Source organism: Methylobacterium sp. 174MFSha1.1 (genome assembly GCF_900116815.1).
Taxonomy (GTDB): domain Bacteria; phylum Pseudomonadota; class Alphaproteobacteria; order Rhizobiales; family Beijerinckiaceae; genus Methylobacterium.
In genome coordinates, this window is record NZ_FPCB01000012.1 from 154735 (window position 1) to 170638 (window position 15904).

The window sequence follows — 15904 nt, forward strand, 5'->3', positions numbered from 1 at the left end:
CTACCTTTGCCGTGACAGCCTCCGATCTTCTCCTCTCCCCGCCCGCGCAGGGCTTTTGACGGGAAGTCCCTTCTAGGATCAAGCGCACTTCCCCCGAACGCGAGAGGGAAGATGCGCCATTTCCTTGCCTCGGACAGCCCTGCCGCCCGCGGGAAGAGGAGAAGCCAGGGCTCGCTCCCCTCCCCGAACAACCCCATGCCGCGGGCGGCGTCACACCGCCCCCTCCTCCCCCGGCGGCGTGACCCGCGGGCGCTCGTGGTAGAGCAGGTACAGCCCCGAAGCCGCGACCACCGCGCCGCCGATCACGGTCCAGTGGTCCGGCAGGTGGCCGAAGATCAGGAAGCCGAGGAGCACCGCCCAGAGCAGGTGGGCATAGGCGAAGGGCGCGAGCGTCGAGGCCGGCGCCCGGCGGTGCGCCAGGATCAGCAGCCAGTGCCCGAGCGCGCCGAAGAAGCCGACCGACAGGATGCCGAACCATGTCGAGGGCTCGGCCGGCGTCTCCCACAGGAAGGGCAGGAACGGCGCCGTCAGCACCGAGCCGACGAGGCCGGTATAGAACATCGTGGTCTCGGGCGGATCGTGGGCCGCGAGCATCCGCGTCACCACGATGTAGACCCCGTTGACGAGGGCGGTGACCACCGCGAGCAACGCCGCCGGGTGCATCCCCGAGACGCCCGGGCGGCTCACCACCAGCACGCCCGAGAAGCCGACCAGCACCGCGACCGCCCGCCGCCAGCCGACCCGCTCGCCGAGAAGCGGCCCGGCGATCAGCGCCACCACCAGGGGCGAGGCGAAGGTGATCGAGGTCACTTGCGCCAGCGGCAGGTAGCGGAGCGCCACGAACGAGCACATCGTCGCCGTCACCAGGCACAGGGAGCGCAAGACCTGGAGCCCGGGCTTTCGCGTGCGCATCAGCCCGACGATGTCGCGTCGCGCGGCGAGGAAGGCGGCCACGATCACGAAGCTGACGAGGTAGCGCACGGCGACGATCAGCATCGGGCTCATCGTCCCGCTCAGGAACTTCGCCGAGGCGTCGATGGAGGCGAAGCCCGCCACCGCGCTCACCATCAGGGCGATACCGGTCAGGGTCTCCCGCTGGCCCGTCTCCCGCAGGCCCGTCTTCCGGAGGCCGTTTCCGCCGCGCATGCCCCGCCTCCCCGTTTGCGTCGCCGAGTCTTGACTTAGAGCGGAACTCCGTTCAAATCCAGAACCGCGTTCCAGATTTGCGGGCGCGAGACTCGAGCACGACAGATGGCCGGCTCCCTGCTGCGGCGCGCCCTGGACCTGGTGGAACTCCTCGCGAACCATCCGCGCGGGCTGCCGCTCCAGACCATCGCCGAGACGCTCGATATCCCGAAGAGTGGCGCGCACCGGTTGCTCGCCGAACTCGCCGAGCATTCTTACGTCGTGCAGGACGGCGAGACCGGCCGCTACCTCCTCACCACCAAGTTCGCGACGCTCGGCCTCAAGCATCTCTCGCGCACCGGCGTGGTCGACGTGGCGCAATCGGTGCTCAACCGGCTGGCGGAGATCAGCGGCGAGCTGGCGCGGCTCGCGGTCGTCGATTACCCGCGCCTCGTCTGGGTGGCGAAGGCGCAGGGTGCGCGCACGGGCCTGCGCTACGACGGCGACATGGGCACCGAGGCGCGGCTCTCCACGAGTTCCACCGGCATCGCGTGGCTGGCGAGCCTCAGCGACGAGGAGGCCCTGAGCCTCGTGATGCGCCAGGGCCTCGGCACGCCGGAGGAATGCGGCCCCAACGCGCCGCGCACGGTCGCCGGCCTGATGGCGCTGGTGAACGAGGCCCGCGCCCGCGGGTACGCCTGGGTGCAGGACACCAACACGCCGGGCGCCGCCGCGATGGCGGCCAACATCGTCCATCCGCAGACCGGCCGGGCGATCGGCAACCTCAGCGTCGCCGGCCCGAGCCTGCGTCTCGGTGAGGCGCAGCGCGACGCCATCGCGCCGGAGCTGCTGGCGGCGGCCGCCGACCTGTCCTCGGTCGGCGCCTTCTCCGAATATCTCGGGGCGCTCGGCGGCCGGTCCAAGGTCACGTCCGCATGACACCCTGAGACGACACCCCGACATGGCTCGGCCCCCGGGGCGGTGGTAAATCCCGCGGGCGCGTCGAACGACCGGGCCATCGAGACCCGACCGAGGATCACCCCTCGCACGACCCGCCTCCGCCAAGGAGCGCACAGGAGGAAACGATGAGCCACGCCGACAGCGAGTTCCTGCAGAGGGACCGCTCGATCCATCCGCCGGCCTTCACGCCGGACTACAAGACCAGCGTGCTGCGCTCGCCGCGTCGCGCCATGCTGTCGCTGCAATCCTCCCTGTCGGAGGTGACCGGCCCGGCCTTCGGCCATTCGGAGCTCGGCCCGCTCGACAACGACCTGATCCTCAACTACGCCCGCGAGGGCGAGCCGATCGGCGAGCGGATCTTCGTCCACGGCCATGTCCGCGACGAGAACGGCCGCGGCATCCCCCACACCCTGGTCGAGTTCTGGCAGGCCAATGCGGGCGGGCGCTACCGCCACCGCAACGACCGCTACCTCGCGCCGATCGACCCGAATTTCGGCGGCTGCGGCCGGACGATCACCGACGAGCACGGCTTCTACTACTTCCGCACGATCAAGCCCGGGCCCTATCCCTGGCGCAACAACCTCAATTCCTGGCGCCCGGCCCATATCCACTTCTCGGTGTTCGGCACCGGCTTCGCCCAGCGCCTGATCACCCAGATGTATTTCGAGGGCGACCCGCTGATCTGGCGCGACCCGATGGTGCTCGGGATTCCCGACCGCTCGGCCGCCGAGCGGCTGATCGCCCCCCTCGACCTCGGGGCCGCGGTGCCCCTCGACATGCTCGCCTACAAGTTCGACATCGTGCTGCGCGGCCGCCAGCAGACGCTGTTCGAGAACAAGCTTCAGGGGAACTGACGATGGTCCAGCCGCTTCCCGTCCGTCTCCAGGAGACGCCGTCCCAGACCGCGGGTCCCTACGTCCATATCGGGCTGATCCCGCACCAGGCCGGCTTCGACATCTTCGAGACCAACTTCTCCAACGTGCTGACCGGCCCCGACACCAAGGGCGAGCGCATCCGCATCGAGGGCCGGGTCTTCGACGGTGCCGGTTCGCTGGTGCGCGACGCCTTCATCGAGATATGGCAGGCCAATGCGGCGGGCCGCTACAACCACCCGGCCGACCGCCAGGAGGGCAAGCCCCTCGACGAGACGTTCCGAGGCTGGGGCCGTACCGGCTCGGACTTCGACACGGGCGTGTGGCACTTCGAGACGGTCAAGCCCGGCCCGGTCGACGGCCGGAAGGGCCATCGGTCGATGGCGCCGCACATCAACCTCTGGATCGCCGCCCGCGGCATCAATATCGGCCTCCAGACCCGGCTCTACTTCGCCGACGAGACCGCGGCGAATGCCGACGACCCGGTGCTGAACCTCGTCGAGCGCGGTCCCCTGCGCGACAGTCTGCTGGCGAAGCGCGAGGAACGGGACGGCAAGGTCGTCTACGTCTTCGATATCTACCTGCAGGGGCCGAACGAGACCGTCTTCTTCGACGTGTAAGGCAACGCCCTCTCAAACGCGAAGAACCAAGTCGCCACCGATATTGAAGCCCTCCGCGTCATCCCGGGGCCGCGCAGCGGAGCCCGGGATCCAGAACTGCAGGTGGTGCCGAAGCGAGCGGATCGCGTTCCGCGAACGTTTCGAAGACCTGAGGTTCTGGATTCCGGGCTCCGCTTTCGCGGCCCCGGAATGACCCGGAGGGTGGATTATCCCGGTCAGCACAACCAGCATCATTGAGGAGACCACCATGAACCCCGTCGTCATCGCCGTCGCGATCACCGGCTCGGTGCCGCGCAAGAAGGACAACCCGGCGTTGCCCACCACCGTCGCCGAGCAGATCGAGTCGACGCACCAGGCCTTCGAGGCCGGCGCCACCCTCGTCCACATCCACGTCCGCAACGACGACGAGTCGCCCTCCTCCGACCCCGACAAGTTCGCGGCGGTGCAGGAGGGCGTGCGCAAGCACTGCCCCGGCATGATCGTGCAGTTCTCGACCGGCGGCCGCGGCCGCGATCCGAGCGCGCGCGGCCTCTCGCTGGTGCACCGCCCGGACATGGCCTCGCTCTCGACCGGCTCGGTCAACTTCCCGAGCATCGTCTACGAGAACCACGCGACCCTGGTGAACGACCTCGCCGGCTCGATGCACAAGCACGGCATCCGGCCCGAGATCGAGATCTTCGACCTCTCGCACATCCACGGCGCCAAGCGGCTGATCGAGGAGGGGCTGATGGACGCCCATCCCCACGTGCAGTTCGTGATGGGCGTGAAGAACGCGATGCCGGCCGACGAGCACCTGCTCGACATCCTGCTCGCCGAGACCCGCCGGGTGATCCCGGGCGCGACCTGGACCGCCGCCGGCATCGGCCGCGAGCAGGCCCGCGTGATGGGCTGGGCGCTGGCCCGCGGGGCCGACGCGGTGCGCACGGGCCTCGAGGACAACGTCCGGGTGACCAAGGACCGGCTGGCGGCGAGCAACGCCGAGCTGGTCTCGCTCGCCGCCGAGATGGTGACGCGGAACAACCGCAAGGTCGCGACCCCGGCGGAGGCGCGCGCGCTGCTCCACCTCAAGCCCGCGGCCTGATCCGATGACGCTCTCGGCCCTCGACTCCGCCCTGCTCGGGCCCCTCTTCGCCACGGACGCCATGCGCGCCGTCTTCGCCGACGAGGCCCGGGTGGCGGCGATGCTGCGGGCCGAGGCGGCCCTCGCCCGGGCGCAAGCGGAGGCCGGGCTCGTGCCGGCCGCCCTCAGCTCCGCCATCGAGGCGGTCAAGTCGACCGCCCTCGATCCGGCGGCCCTCGGCCGACGCACCGCCGTGTCGGGCGTGCCGGTGATCCCGTTCGTCAAGGCGGTGCAGGGCGCGCTGCCGCCGGAACTCGAGCCCGCCTTCCACAAGGCGACCACCACCCAGGACATCGCCGACACCGCCCTGGTGCTCCAGGTCCACGACGCCCTCGACCTCGTCGCCGCCGACCTGAAGGCGATCCTCGACGGGCTCTCCGGCCTCGCCCGCCAGCATCGCGAGACGCCCTGCGTCGGGCGCACCTACGGCCAGCACGCGGCACCCGTCACCTTCGGCTTCAAGGCGGCGATCTGGGCGCTCGGCATCGCCGAGGTGGCCGCGCTCCTGCCCTCCTTACGCGACCGGGTGCTCACCGCCTCCCTCGGCGGCCCAGTCGGCACGCTGGCCGGCCTCGGCGAGGCGGCGGAGGCGGTCGGCGACGGCTTCGCCGCCGCGCTCGGTCTGCATCCGGACCTCGCGCCCTGGCACACGCGGCGCGCCCGCATCGCCGAGACCGGCTCGTGGCTTACCCTGCTGATGGGGGCGCTCGCCAAGTTCGCCACCGACGTCGCGCATCTGGCCACCACCGAGGTCGGTGAGGTGGCCGAGCCCTACGTGCCGGGCCGCGGCGGCTCCTCGGCCATGCCGCACAAGCGCAACCCCGTCTCCTCGACGGTGATTCTTTCGGCCTTCGGCGCCGCCAAGGGCACGAGCCTGACCCTCCTCGACGGGATGGCGGCGGCCCACGAGCGCCCGGCCGGCGCCTGGCACGCCGAGTGGCACGCCCTGCCGACCCTGTTCGGCCTTGCCTCCGGCTCGCTCCGTGAAGCGCGCGGCCTCGCGCAGGGGCTGGTGCCCGACCCGGCGCGGATGCAGCGCAACCTCGACCTCACGCAAGGGCTGCTCTTCGCCGACGCCGCCGCGAGCCGGCTCAGTCCCGTCATCGGCGCGAAGGCCGCCCACGCCCTGGTCGAGGAGGCCGCCGGCGCGGTCCGCGACGGCCAGGGCTCGCTCCGGGAGGTGTTGCGCGCCCGGCCCGAGGCGGCGGGCGCCGACATTGAGCCCGCCTTCGACTTGACCCCCGCCATCCGCGCCGGGGCCCGCACCGCCGACCGGGCGCTGGCGGAGGTCTCGCGCCTCGCCGCCTTCCTGCATTCCGCTTGAACACGAGGTTCCCAATGCCCCAGATCGAGGCCAACGGTACCCTTCTGAACTACGAGCTGTCCGGCCCGAGCGGCGCGCCGGTGGTGGTCTTCTCCAACTCGCTCGGCACCTCGCTGGCGATGTGGGACCCGCTCGTGCCGCACCTGCGCGGCCGCTACCGGGTGCTGCGCTACGACACCCGCGGCCACGGCGCCTCGCAGGTGCGCGACGCCCGCATCGAGGTCGAGGATCTGGCCGAGGACCTGGTCGGCTTGCTCGATGCCCTTGAGATTCCCCGCGCCCACGTGGTCGGGCTGTCCCTCGGCGGCATGACCGGCCAGGCGGCGGCGAGCCGTCATCCGGACCGCGTCATCAGCCTGACCCTGATGGCGACCGCCGCCTTCATGCCGAGCGAGGCGTCGTGGAACGAGCGCGCCGAGCTGGTGCGGGCGAAGGGCACGGCGGCGATCGTCGAGGCGACGATGACCCGCTGGTTCACGCCCGACTTCCCGACCGCCTCCCCCGACGCGGTGGCGCCGGTGCGCCAGCAATTCGTCGACACGGATGCGGCGGGCTACGCGGTCTGCTGCAACGCCATCGGCCGCATGGACCTGCGCCCGGTGCTGAACCGCATCACGTCGCCGACCCTGGTGATCGCCGGGCGCGACGACCCGGCGACGCCGCCGGCCATGGCGCAGGAGATCTGCGACGGCATCCGCCACGCTGAGCTGGTGGTGCTGCCGAACGCCGCCCACCTCCTCTCCGTCGAGCAGCCGGCGGCCACCGCCGCCCACCTCCTCGGCTTCCTCGACCGGCACCGCGAGGCGCCGGACACGGCGACCGGCGCGGTGGCGTTCGAGACGGGGCTCTCGAACCGCAAGAGCGTGCTCGGCGACGCCCACGTGGAGCGCTCGCTCGCCGCGGCGGGCGACTTCGCCGGGCCGTGGCAGGACTTCATCACCCGCACCGCCTGGGGCGAAGTCTGGGGCGATCCGCGCATCCCGTGGAAGACCCGCTCCTTCGTGACGCTGGCCATGATGGTGGCGCTCGGCCGCGAGGAGGAGTTCAAGCTCCATGTCCGCCCGGCCCTGCGCAACGGCGTCACCATTCCCGAGCTGCAGGCGCTGCTGATCCAGACCGCGATCTATGCCGGCGTGCCGGCGGCGAACGGCGCCTTCCGCTGGGCCCGCGAGGTACTCGGCGACGAACTCGCCTGAGCCGATGCGCCGGGGCGGCCGGGATGATAGAGCAAGCTCATCCTGCCGCCCCTAATTGTTAGATCATGGACGCCGTCACGCCCCGCCCCTCCCGCACCAAGGATCCCGAGCGGACCAAGGCCGACATCCTGGCGGTGGCGACCGAGGAATTCGCCGCCTTCGGGCTCAGCGGCGCCCGGGTCGACGCCATCGCGGAGCGCACCCGCACCTCGAAGCGGATGATCTACTATTATTTCGGCGGCAAGGAGGGCCTGTACCTCGCGGTGCTGGAGAAGGCCTACGCCGACATTCGCCAGGTCGAGGCCGACCTCGACCTCGGCAACTTACGCCCCGCGGAGGCGATTCGCCGGCTCGTCGAGTTCACCTTCGAGTACGACGACGCCCATCCGGACTTCATCCGGCTCGTGGCGATCGAGAACATCCATCGGGCCGAGCACCTGTCGGGCTCAGAGACGATCCGCGGGCTCAATCTCGGGGTGATCCAGACCATCACCGACATCATCGCCCGCGGGCAGGCCGACGGGCTGTTTCGTGCCGACGTCGATCCCCTCGACGTGCACCTGATGATCAGCGCGCTCTGCTTCTTCCGGGTCTCGAACCGCCACACCTTCGGGGCGATCTTTTCCGTCGATCTCGACGCGCCCGACCTGCGCGCCCGCCACAAGCGGATGGTCGGCGATGCGGTGATCGGGATGCTGGCGTTGCGCTGATCCTGGCGCTGATCCTGGCGCTGATCCTGGCGCTGACCCGGCCGGGAACCGGATCCGGCGCAGGGCGATTACTCTTCCAAGACTACACGCCATCTTCTGGAGGAGAGCCCGATGACCAGGGGCACCAGCCGCCTCATCCTGCTCGCCGTCCTGGCCGCCTCGCCGGTCGTGGCCCAGGTCACGGACACGCCGCAGCGCAGCCGCGAGCAGACCCCCAACATGCCGCCGCCCCACGAGACCCTGCCCGAGAAGGTCCGTCCGGGCGATGCGGACTCGACCGGCACGGTGCGGCCGACGACGCCGGCACCGGATCCGAAGACCAGCGACGGGGTGTTGCGACCGCAGAAGGGATGAGGAGGGTCTGAAAGACCTTCCGCAGGGCCGCAAGTTTAAACGCGACGCCCTTTCCCGGGCGCATGCAGCGACAGCGGAATGCGACCCGGGATCCAGCACAAGAAGTCGCGAAGCGTCCGTCCCCCTGCAACGTTGCAGAATGCTGAGCCGCTTCGCGGCACTTCTTCTGCTAGATCCCGGATCTCCTTCCGCTGACGCTTCAGTCGTCCGGGAAAGGGGCGTCACGACATCTCGATAAGTTTCAGAACCGCGCCGTCAGAAATACCCGCACGTTCCGCCCCGGCAGCACGATCTCGTCCTTCTTGAACGAGGCCGAGTTGCGGATCACGTCGTTGAGCAGGTTGGTGCCCTGCACGCCCAGCGTCACCTCGCTCCAGCCGGTCACCGCCGGATCGAATGCCTTGGTGTAGCTCACCTCCGCCCGCAGGTTGTCGTAGCCCGGCGTGCGCGTCTCGTAGGGGGCGGTCTCGGTATGGGCGAAGGCGTGGAGCAGGTTCACCCGCGCGTACCAGCCCTCCGCCCGCAGGAAGACGCCGCCGCCGACCCGGTGCGGCGGGATGCGCGGCACATACGTTCCGTCGTCGAAGGTCGCGCGCACGAAGTCGTACTGCGCCTCGATGCCGGCGAAGCCGTTGCCGATGGGGAGAAGATCGAGCTGCGAGCCGATCTCGGCGCCGGCAAAGGTGGCGTTCTGCTGCGAGTAGACGACCTGGGCGAGCTCGTCGTCGCTGCCGCAGCTCGAAAAGTCGTCGCCGCAGCGCAGACCCGTCAAGCGCTTGTAGATGAAGCCGGTATAGCGCGTGTAGTAGCCGGTGGCATCGAGGCGGAACGGGCCGACGGCGCGGCGGATGCTGGCCTCGATGGTGCGGGCGCGCTCCTTCTTCAGGTTCGGATCGCCGATCTCGAAGGTCTCGGTCGCGTCGTGGGGCCCGCGGGAATAGAGCTCGAAGGCAGAGGGCGCGCGCTCGACGTACTGGCCGGTGAGACTCGCGACGAAGCCGTCGGGCAGGTCCTGCAGCACGCCGAAGCTCGCGCTCTTCGGGGCGAAGCGGCGGCGGCGCCCGTAGGCGAGCGGGTCCTCGCCATCCACCGGCACGTAATCGCCCGGAAACAGCGTCGCGGTGCCGGTGGACCGCGCGCCCTCGATCCGGCCGGCCGCCTGGAGGCGCAGGCCCCGCTCCAGGCGCAGCTCCTCGAACAGGTAGACGGCGTTGCTGCGCGAATCGGTCGGCGCGAGCAGGCCGCCGGCCTCGCCCGAGGTGCCGATCAGCCGCCGGTCGGCCTGGAGTCCGAGCGCGCCGGTCAGCGTGCCGAGGCTGGTGAGGACCGGCACGTGCTGGATCTCGAGCCGCCCCTCAGCCTCGCGGCTCTTGAAGGTCGCCTGGATGCCGTCGATCCCGTCGCCGCCGATGCCGATCTCGTTGTGCTTGTAGGTCGAGCCGCCGAGCCAGAACCGGACCGCCTCGATCGGCCCGTCGACCGGGCGGTACTCGCCCTTGGCTTGCAGCTTGTCCTGGGTCGGATCGAGGCGGGTGCGGCTCTGCGCGGCCTCGCCGCCCGGGATCTGGTAGAGCGCGTCGTAGTGGCTGAACGACAGGCCGACGAAGCCGCGATCGAACAGGTACGACATCCCGACCGCGCCGCCCTGGGACTCGTTGGCCGAGTTGCGCTGGATACCGAGCGGCGTCGCGTAACTGTCGGCGGCTGTCTTGAACGCGTCGGCGTGGAAGGCGACCGACTGGCCGGCGGCGTCCACGGTCGCGGCGGCGTTGCGGCCGCTATCGACCGAGGAATAGCCCGTGGTCACCTGCCCGGCGATGCCGTTCGGCGGCACGAGCGTCGGGATGCGGTTGTTCTCCGCCGAGACCACGCCGCCGATCGCCTGGCTGCCGTAGCGCAGGGAGGCCGGGCCGCGGATCACCTCGATGCGGTTGGCGACGAGCGGGTTGATCGGCACGGCGTGATCCTCGCCGAGATCCGAGACGTCGTGGACGCCGATGCCGTTCTCCTGGATCCGCACCCGGCTGGTGTCGAGGCCGCGGATGATCGGCCGGCTCGCCGCCCCCGGGGCGTAGGTCGTGGCGGAGAGGCCGGGCCGGTCGAACAGGGCGTCGCCTAGGGTCCGGGGCTGCTGGCGGACGATGTCCTCCCGGGTCACCACCGTGACCGGCGAGAAGGTGGTCGTGACGACCGGCAGCACCCCGACCGGGAAGGTCCCCGGAACCCCCGCCCCGCCGCCGGACGGCGCCGCCGCGATCGGGCTCGGCGAGGCGACGTCGATTGTGTCGAGGGCGATCTCCTCGGCGCGGGCCGGCCCCGCGAGGGTCACGGCCGCCGCCAGCAGCACCGGACCCGCCCCGAACGATCCTACCTTGCCCATGCCCGCCCCCAACGAATGGTATAACGTTGCATTCACGCGACGCGCGGCGAGCTGGCAAGGGGAGACTCGGCGCATCCCGTATGAGGCGCGCCGAGCGTAACGTTATTACAACACGGGAGAGTATCGGCCCGCGGCGAAATCCGGCGGCCTCAGCGGGCGGCCAGATCCCGCCGAAGGGTCGGCAGCCCGATCCCGGCGGCGTCGAAGCCGCCGTCGACCGCGAGCGTCTGGCCGGTGACGTAGCTCGCCCGCGGGCCGCACAGGTAGACGATGGCGTCGGCGATCTCGCGCTCCAGGCCGTAGCGGTTGAGCGGCACGGCGTCGTGGTAATCGGCGCGGATCGCCGGGCTGTGGACCTCCTTCGCCATCGCGGTATCGACCGGGCCCGGCGCCACGGCGTTGACCCGGATGTTCAGGTGGGCGAGCTCGACCGCCTGCTGCTTGGTCAAGTGCTTGAGCGCGGCCTTGCTGGTGCCGTAGGCGACCCGCAGGGTCGAGGCGCGCTGGCCGGAGATCGACGTGATGTTGACGACCGCCCCGCCGCCGCCCCGCGCCATCACGGGAGCCGCCTGCTGCACGCACAGGAACGGGCCGGTGAGGTTGACGGCGAGCACCCGGGCCCATTCGGCGGGGCTGGTGTCGAGGAGCGGCTTGAACACCGCGGTGCCGGCATTGTTGACGAGGGCGTCGAGCCGGCCGAACCGGGCCTCGACGGCGGCGACCGCCGCCGCCACGGCCTCCGGGTCGGCGACGTCGGCGGTGAGCGCCAGGGTGGCGTCGGGCCGGCCGAGCGCGGCCACGGCCTTCTCCTGTGCCGCGCCGTCGATGTCGAGGAGCGCGACCCGCCAGCCCTCTTCGAGGAAAAGCTGCGCCGTCGCCAGACCGATGCCCCGCGCCGCGCCGGTGACCAGCGCGACCTTGCTCTCGTCCGCCATCATGGATCCTCCCGTCATTGTGCCCCGTGCATCGCGGCAGGGGTCCAGAAGGTCAAGGTCCGAGGAGGTCAAGCCGGATCGGCGCCCGGGGCGTTGCGGGCCATGAAGCTCTGCGCCGAGCCGGCGGCGGGATCGACGAAGATCACGTCGGCCGGCGCGCGCCGGGGCGTGTCGACGGAGAGGAAGACCACCGGCTCCTCCAGGAGCTGCGGCAGGGCATGGACCACGCCGCGCTCGAAGAACAGGAGCTGGCCCGGGCCGAACTCCGCCTCGTCGGAGGCATCGCCGATCCAGAACGTGCCGCGGCCGGAGAGCACGTAGAGGTACTCGTCGCAGCCCGCGTGGTAATGGGCCGGCGTCGGGCGGTAGACGCGAAAGACCCGGGCGCTCGCCGCCGGCCGGTCGGTCAGGTAGGTGTCGACGAGCATCGTGGTGGCGCTTCCCGGCAGGGCGGCGGCGATCGCCCCGATGTCGAAGCGGCCCCGCTCCCGCGCCGGATTTTCGGTCTCGGCCATCGTTCTCCCTCCCGGTTCGTTCGCGTCAACCGTCCAAGCTAGCGCGGTCCGCACCCCGGCGGGAGGGGGCTCGACGCCAGGTCCGTGTGCATCGGTCGCGGACGATTTTCCGTTGCGCATTAATCCCGGATCTTGACGGAGCACCGGTGCCGGCTACCCTCATGGGCAATTCGCCGCCAAAAGGCGAAGCTGATCATAGAGGAGGAGAGTGGATGTCAGCATCCATGTCGCGCCTTGACGCCGAGGCGGCAACGCCATGCCGCTAAAGAGGCGCGCCTTTGACTGGATGAACGGCGCGGCCGTTGCCTTGTGTCTAGGCTGTGTCCCGGCCATCGCCGGCGACATCGACGTCGTGCACGCCTCCGTCGCCCCCACCGAGAAGGTCGGGTCGGACATCCCCCTCCATCTGACGGTGATGAACCGCGCCGCGGAAGCCGATTCCCTCGTGCGCTTCCGCTGCCCCTTCGCGAATTTCAGCGAGCGCGTGACGGTCGACAAGGGCGGCGAGGGGCCGCCCTCGAAGCGCCCGGTCCAGACCATCGCCGTCAAGGCATCGGGCGAGACCGCGCTGACCCCGGAGGGCATGCACGTGATGCTGCTCCAGACCCGCCAGCCCCTGGCCGCGGGCGAGCGCTTCACCTGCTCGGCGAGCTTCCGCAAGGCCGGTTCCGTCGAGGTGCCGGTGGAGGTCCGCGCCGGCCCCTGAGACCAAGGCCGCGAGTAGGCACAGTTTCCTAACACGCCCGGCCGCGAGACGGCCCGCGCCGAGGCGAGGACAGACCAAAAGGCCGCCAGGAGGAAACCCCATGACGACGTCCCGTACGGCGCGGCGCATCCTCGCCGCGACCTCGCTCGCCGCCCTCGCGGCCACCACCCTGCCCCTCTCCCCGGCGCTCGCGGCCGAGGGCGGCGTCACGCAGGAGCGCCTGCTGAACGCCGACAAGGAGGAGGGCAACTGGATCCAGCACCACAAGAATTTCGCCGGACACCGCTACTCGACGCTGACCCAGATCAACAAGGACAACGTCAAGAACCTGAAGGTCGCCTGGACGCTGCATCTCGGCGGCATCGAGGGCGGCGGCATCTGGAGCCATGGCGGACTCGAGGGCACGCCGATCGTCGAGAACGGCATGATGTTCGTCACCGACGGGTGGGGCTCGGTCTACAAGATCGACACCCGCGGCGGCGAGGGCAAGCTCCTCTGGAAGATGGACCCCAAGACCGACCGGGAATGGGCCGGCGCGGTCGCCTGCTGCGGCGTCAACAACCGTGGCGTCGCGCTCTGGGGCGACCTCGTGGTCAGCCACACCCTCGACGGGCGCCTGATCGCCACCAACAAGGAGACCGGCCAGGTCGCCTGGCAGCGCCAGGTCGCCGATCCGGACAAGGGCGAGACGATCACCGGCGCGCCGCTGATCGTGAAGGGCATGGCGATCTCGGGCGTCGGCGGCGCCGAGTACGGCATCCGCGGCTGGATCGCCGCCACCGACCTGAAGACCGAGAAGGAGGTCTGGCGCACCCACACCATCCCGGGCAAGGGCGAGCCGGGCTACGAGACCTGGAAGGGCAACAACAACGCGGCCGTCAGCGGCGGCGGCTCGACCTGGGTCACCGGCACCTACGACCCCGACACCGACACGATCGTGTGGGGCGTCGGCAATCCGGGCCCGGACTGGGACAACGCCTACCGCCCGGGCGACAACCTCTACACCGACTCGACGCTCGGCCTCGACGCCAAGACCGGCAAGATCAAGTGGCACTTCCAGCACACGCCGAACGATCCCTACGATTATGACAGCGTGTCGGAGAACCTCCTGGTCGATGTCGGCGGGCGCAAGCTCGCGATCGAGGCCGACCGCAACGGCTTCGGCTACGCCGTCGACCGCACCACCGGCCAGTTCGTCTGGGCGACGCCTTTCGTCAAGAAGGTGACCTGGACCAAGGGCATCAACCCCGATACCGGCAAGCCGTTCGAGTACGATCCGAACAAGGACGTGCAGCGCTACAACCCGGCGGCGACGCCGAGCGCCGAGAACAAGAACGCCGATTTCTGCCCGGGCAACATGGGCGGCAAGAACTGGCCGCCGACCGCCTACAACCCGAACCTGCAATACTGGTACATCCCGGTCATCGAGAGCTGCAACCGCGTCACCCACGAGGCGATGACGCAGGCCAACCTGAAGCCGCGGGAGTTCTTCACCGGCGGCGGACCGAGCCAGCCGTTCCGGATCACCGGCAGCGTGACGGCGATCGACGTGAAGACCGGCAAGGTCGCCGGCAAGCACGAGACCCAGTTCCCGCTGCTCGGCGGCATGCTGGCGACGCCGGACCTCGTCTTCACCGGCGAGCCCTCGGGCGGCGTGATGGCCCTCGACGCCAAGACCCTCGACAAGATGTGGGAGTTCCGCACCGGCGGCGGCGTCAATGCGCCCCCGATGACCTTCACGGTCGACGGCAAGCAGTACCTCGCGATCCTGGTCGGCCTCGGCGGCGCCTGGGACAAGTGGTTCATCGATTCGACCCCGGAGCTGAAGAACATCCAGACCGGCTCGATGCTCTACGTCTTCGCGCTCTGACCGGGCGTCCTTGCAAGGCGGGGCGCTCGACGCGCCCCGCCGCTCACGGGGTTCATGCGGATGCGGATGCGTAAAATGGTGTTGCCGGCGCTGGTCGCCGGCCTCGCGCTCGCCTCGGGTGCGGCGTCGCTGAATTCGGCCTGGGCCCAATCGGCCCGGACCGGCGCGGCCGAGGGCGATCTCGCGGTGTTCAAGAAGGCCTGCTCGGGCTGCCACAAGTGGCACGGCGGCGGCGGGGGCGGCTATGGCGGCGAGGCCCTGTCCCTGCGCAAGACGCAGCTCGACAAGGAGCAGGTCGCCGAGGTGGTGCGCTGCGGCCGGCCCGGGACCGGGATGCCCTACCACCTGCGCGGCGCCTACGATTCGGTGAAGTGCTACGATTCGCTCAAGGCCGACATGGGCAGCAGCATGCCGCCCGAAACCGCGGTGTTCCTGCGCCCGGCGGAGATCGACGCGGTCGCCACCTACGTCACCACCCAGCTCAAGGGCAAGGGCGACCCGACGATCGAGGAATGCACCGCCTTCTTCGGTGCGACGTCCCGGGCCTGCGACATCTACCGCAAGAAGGAGGGCTCCGATGCCCCGGCCGTCTCGCATTGAACTTGCGGTTCTCGCCGCTCTCCTCTGCGCCGGGCCGGCGCTCGCCGCCGGCCCCGAGGTCGCGGACCTGCGCGACCTCCGGGTCGGAATGCCGGTCTCGGAGATCGCCGCCCACGGCTACGGCGACCTCGCCTGCCGCGAGGGCCCGCCCCGTACGCTGGCGGCCTGGAGCGACTGGCGCGCCTGCCCGGCGGACGCCTCGGGACGCCACGCCATCGGCTTCGTCTACGCCGACGACACCACCCGCAACGGCACCCGGGTCGCCGGGCACCCGGCCCGGCTGACCTTGCTCGTCGGCGACGACGCCCGGATCGCCGGGCTGGTGATCGAGACCGACGATCAGGTGCCGCTCTACCTGCGCAAGAAGGGTCACCTCCTCGGCATCCAGGCCCGCGGCCACTGGGGCGAGGACGGCTGGGCCTGCGCCGAGGGCAAGCCCGCCGGCGACGAGACGCCGCTCGGCGAGACCTTCGTCAAGGAGGAGTGCCGCAAGAGCCTCGGGGGCAAGAGCGTGACGGTGACCCGCGACCTCTACGGCCATCAGGGCGCCGACCCGCGCGCCTTCATCAGCCGCACGAAGATCGTGGTGGCGGCGACGAAGTAGGGCCGCCGCCCCG

General features: G+C 70.5%; 16 protein-coding genes. 12 read left to right on the forward strand and 4 right to left on the reverse strand.

The window, feature by feature from the left end; translation table 11 throughout:
• Nucleotides 1-210: 210 nt before the first annotated feature.
• Nucleotides 211-1146 carry a DMT family transporter gene (locus tag BM430_RS11570; RefSeq protein ID WP_093567405.1) on the reverse strand — a complete coding sequence of 312 codons (936 nt, stop codon included), beginning with the start codon at nucleotides 1144-1146 and terminating at the stop codon, nucleotides 211-213.
• 105 nt (nucleotides 1147-1251) lie between these two features.
• On the opposite strand from BM430_RS11570, the gene BM430_RS11575 reads away from it, so the two are divergent.
• The 8 genes from BM430_RS11575 to BM430_RS11615 all read left to right on the forward strand — a co-directional run bounded on the left by BM430_RS11575 (nucleotide 1252) and on the right by BM430_RS11615 (nucleotide 8281).
• Nucleotides 1252-2064 carry an IclR family transcriptional regulator gene (locus BM430_RS11575; protein ID WP_093567406.1) on the forward strand — a complete coding sequence of 271 codons (813 nt, stop codon included), beginning with the start codon at nucleotides 1252-1254 and terminating at the stop codon, nucleotides 2062-2064.
• Between the two features lie 146 nt (nucleotides 2065-2210).
• A complete protein-coding gene (gene pcaH / locus BM430_RS11580) occupies nucleotides 2211-2939 on the forward strand; it encodes a protocatechuate 3,4-dioxygenase subunit beta (protein WP_093567407.1) in 729 nt (242 codons plus the stop codon).
• A gap of 2 nt (nucleotides 2940-2941) precedes the next feature.
• Nucleotides 2942-3577, forward strand: a complete 636-nt coding sequence (gene pcaG / locus BM430_RS11585; RefSeq protein WP_093567408.1) for a protocatechuate 3,4-dioxygenase subunit alpha — start codon at nucleotides 2942-2944, stop codon at nucleotides 3575-3577.
• A gap of 247 nt (nucleotides 3578-3824) precedes the next feature.
• Nucleotides 3825-4658, forward strand: coding sequence for a 3-oxoadipate:acetyl-CoA acetyltransferase (locus BM430_RS11595; RefSeq protein ID WP_093567410.1), 834 nt, complete (start codon nucleotides 3825-3827; stop codon nucleotides 4656-4658).
• A gap of 4 nt (nucleotides 4659-4662) precedes the next feature.
• A complete protein-coding gene (locus tag BM430_RS11600) occupies nucleotides 4663-6021 on the forward strand; it encodes a class-II fumarase/aspartase family protein (RefSeq protein WP_093567411.1) in 1359 nt (452 codons plus the stop codon).
• Between the two features lie 14 nt (nucleotides 6022-6035).
• Nucleotides 6036-7217 (forward strand): bifunctional 3-oxoadipate enol-lactonase/4-carboxymuconolactone decarboxylase PcaDC, encoded by a 1182-nt coding sequence (gene pcaD, locus BM430_RS11605; RefSeq protein ID WP_093567412.1) that lies wholly within the window; start codon nucleotides 6036-6038, stop codon nucleotides 7215-7217.
• Nucleotides 7218-7282: 65 nt separating this feature from the next.
• Nucleotides 7283-7927: a TetR/AcrR family transcriptional regulator gene (locus BM430_RS11610; protein ID WP_093567413.1), complete on the forward strand. Its 645-nt coding sequence runs from the start codon at nucleotides 7283-7285 to the stop codon at nucleotides 7925-7927.
• A gap of 111 nt (nucleotides 7928-8038) precedes the next feature.
• Complete coding sequence (locus tag BM430_RS11615; protein WP_093567414.1) at nucleotides 8039-8281, forward strand: hypothetical protein; 243 nt, start codon at nucleotides 8039-8041, stop codon at nucleotides 8279-8281.
• A gap of 241 nt (nucleotides 8282-8522) precedes the next feature.
• Here BM430_RS11615 and BM430_RS11620 read toward each other — a convergent pair whose 3' ends face one another.
• The 3 genes from BM430_RS11620 to BM430_RS11630 form a co-directional block, all read right to left on the reverse strand.
• Complete coding sequence (locus BM430_RS11620) at nucleotides 8523-10661, reverse strand: TonB-dependent receptor (RefSeq protein WP_093567415.1); 2139 nt, start codon at nucleotides 10659-10661, stop codon at nucleotides 8523-8525.
• Between the two features lie 149 nt (nucleotides 10662-10810).
• Nucleotides 10811-11596, reverse strand: a complete 786-nt coding sequence (locus BM430_RS11625) for an SDR family NAD(P)-dependent oxidoreductase (protein WP_093567416.1) — start codon at nucleotides 11594-11596, stop codon at nucleotides 10811-10813.
• A gap of 68 nt (nucleotides 11597-11664) precedes the next feature.
• Nucleotides 11665-12111, reverse strand: coding sequence for a cupin domain-containing protein (locus BM430_RS11630; RefSeq protein WP_093567417.1), 447 nt, complete (start codon nucleotides 12109-12111; stop codon nucleotides 11665-11667).
• A gap of 352 nt (nucleotides 12112-12463) precedes the next feature.
• On the opposite strand from BM430_RS11630, the gene BM430_RS11635 reads away from it, so the two are divergent.
• The 4 genes from BM430_RS11635 to BM430_RS11650 all read left to right on the forward strand — a co-directional run bounded on the left by BM430_RS11635 (nucleotide 12464) and on the right by BM430_RS11650 (nucleotide 15891).
• Nucleotides 12464-12817 (forward strand): copper chaperone PCu(A)C, encoded by a 354-nt coding sequence (locus BM430_RS11635; RefSeq protein ID WP_177303023.1) that lies wholly within the window; start codon nucleotides 12464-12466, stop codon nucleotides 12815-12817.
• A 100-nt stretch (nucleotides 12818-12917) separates the two neighbouring features.
• A complete protein-coding gene (locus BM430_RS11640; protein ID WP_093567419.1) occupies nucleotides 12918-14687 on the forward strand; it encodes a PQQ-dependent dehydrogenase, methanol/ethanol family in 1770 nt (589 codons plus the stop codon).
• A gap of 75 nt (nucleotides 14688-14762) precedes the next feature.
• Nucleotides 14763-15287 (forward strand): c-type cytochrome, encoded by a 525-nt coding sequence (locus BM430_RS11645; protein WP_093567420.1) that lies wholly within the window; start codon nucleotides 14763-14765, stop codon nucleotides 15285-15287.
• Nucleotides 15265-15891, forward strand: coding sequence for a hypothetical protein (locus tag BM430_RS11650; protein WP_093567421.1), 627 nt, complete (start codon nucleotides 15265-15267; stop codon nucleotides 15889-15891). The genes BM430_RS11645 and BM430_RS11650 overlap by 23 nt, the downstream gene beginning before the upstream one ends.
• Nucleotides 15892-15904 lie beyond the last annotated feature (13 nt).

Bases quoted from the DNA above. Each gene is read 5' to 3' on its own strand.
- BM430_RS11630 (WP_093567417.1), bottom strand. From the start codon at position 12,111: ATGGCCGAGACCGAAAATCCGGCGCGGGAGCGGGGCCGCTTCGACATC.
- BM430_RS11640 (WP_093567419.1), top strand. From the start codon at position 12,918: ATGACGACGTCCCGTACGGCGCGGCGCATCCTCGCCGCGACCTCGCTC.
- pcaH (WP_093567407.1), top strand. From the start codon at position 2,211: ATGAGCCACGCCGACAGCGAGTTCCTGCAGAGGGACCGCTCGATCCAT.
- BM430_RS11615 (WP_093567414.1), top strand. From the start codon at position 8,039: ATGACCAGGGGCACCAGCCGCCTCATCCTGCTCGCCGTCCTGGCCGCC.
- BM430_RS11575 (WP_093567406.1), top strand. From the start codon at position 1,252: ATGGCCGGCTCCCTGCTGCGGCGCGCCCTGGACCTGGTGGAACTCCTC.
- BM430_RS11645 (WP_093567420.1), top strand. From the start codon at position 14,763: ATGGTGTTGCCGGCGCTGGTCGCCGGCCTCGCGCTCGCCTCGGGTGCG.
- BM430_RS11595 (WP_093567410.1), top strand. From the start codon at position 3,825: ATGAACCCCGTCGTCATCGCCGTCGCGATCACCGGCTCGGTGCCGCGC.
- BM430_RS11625 (WP_093567416.1), bottom strand. From the start codon at position 11,596: ATGGCGGACGAGAGCAAGGTCGCGCTGGTCACCGGCGCGGCGCGGGGC.
- pcaG (WP_093567408.1), top strand. From the start codon at position 2,942: ATGGTCCAGCCGCTTCCCGTCCGTCTCCAGGAGACGCCGTCCCAGACC.
- BM430_RS11620 (WP_093567415.1), bottom strand. From the start codon at position 10,661: ATGGGCAAGGTAGGATCGTTCGGGGCGGGTCCGGTGCTGCTGGCGGCG.
- pcaD (WP_093567412.1), top strand. From the start codon at position 6,036: ATGCCCCAGATCGAGGCCAACGGTACCCTTCTGAACTACGAGCTGTCC.
- BM430_RS11650 (WP_093567421.1), top strand. From the start codon at position 15,265: ATGCCCCGGCCGTCTCGCATTGAACTTGCGGTTCTCGCCGCTCTCCTC.
- BM430_RS11610 (WP_093567413.1), top strand. From the start codon at position 7,283: ATGGACGCCGTCACGCCCCGCCCCTCCCGCACCAAGGATCCCGAGCGG.
- BM430_RS11570 (WP_093567405.1), bottom strand. From the start codon at position 1,146: ATGCGCGGCGGAAACGGCCTCCGGAAGACGGGCCTGCGGGAGACGGGC.
- BM430_RS11600 (WP_093567411.1), top strand. From the start codon at position 4,663: ATGACGCTCTCGGCCCTCGACTCCGCCCTGCTCGGGCCCCTCTTCGCC.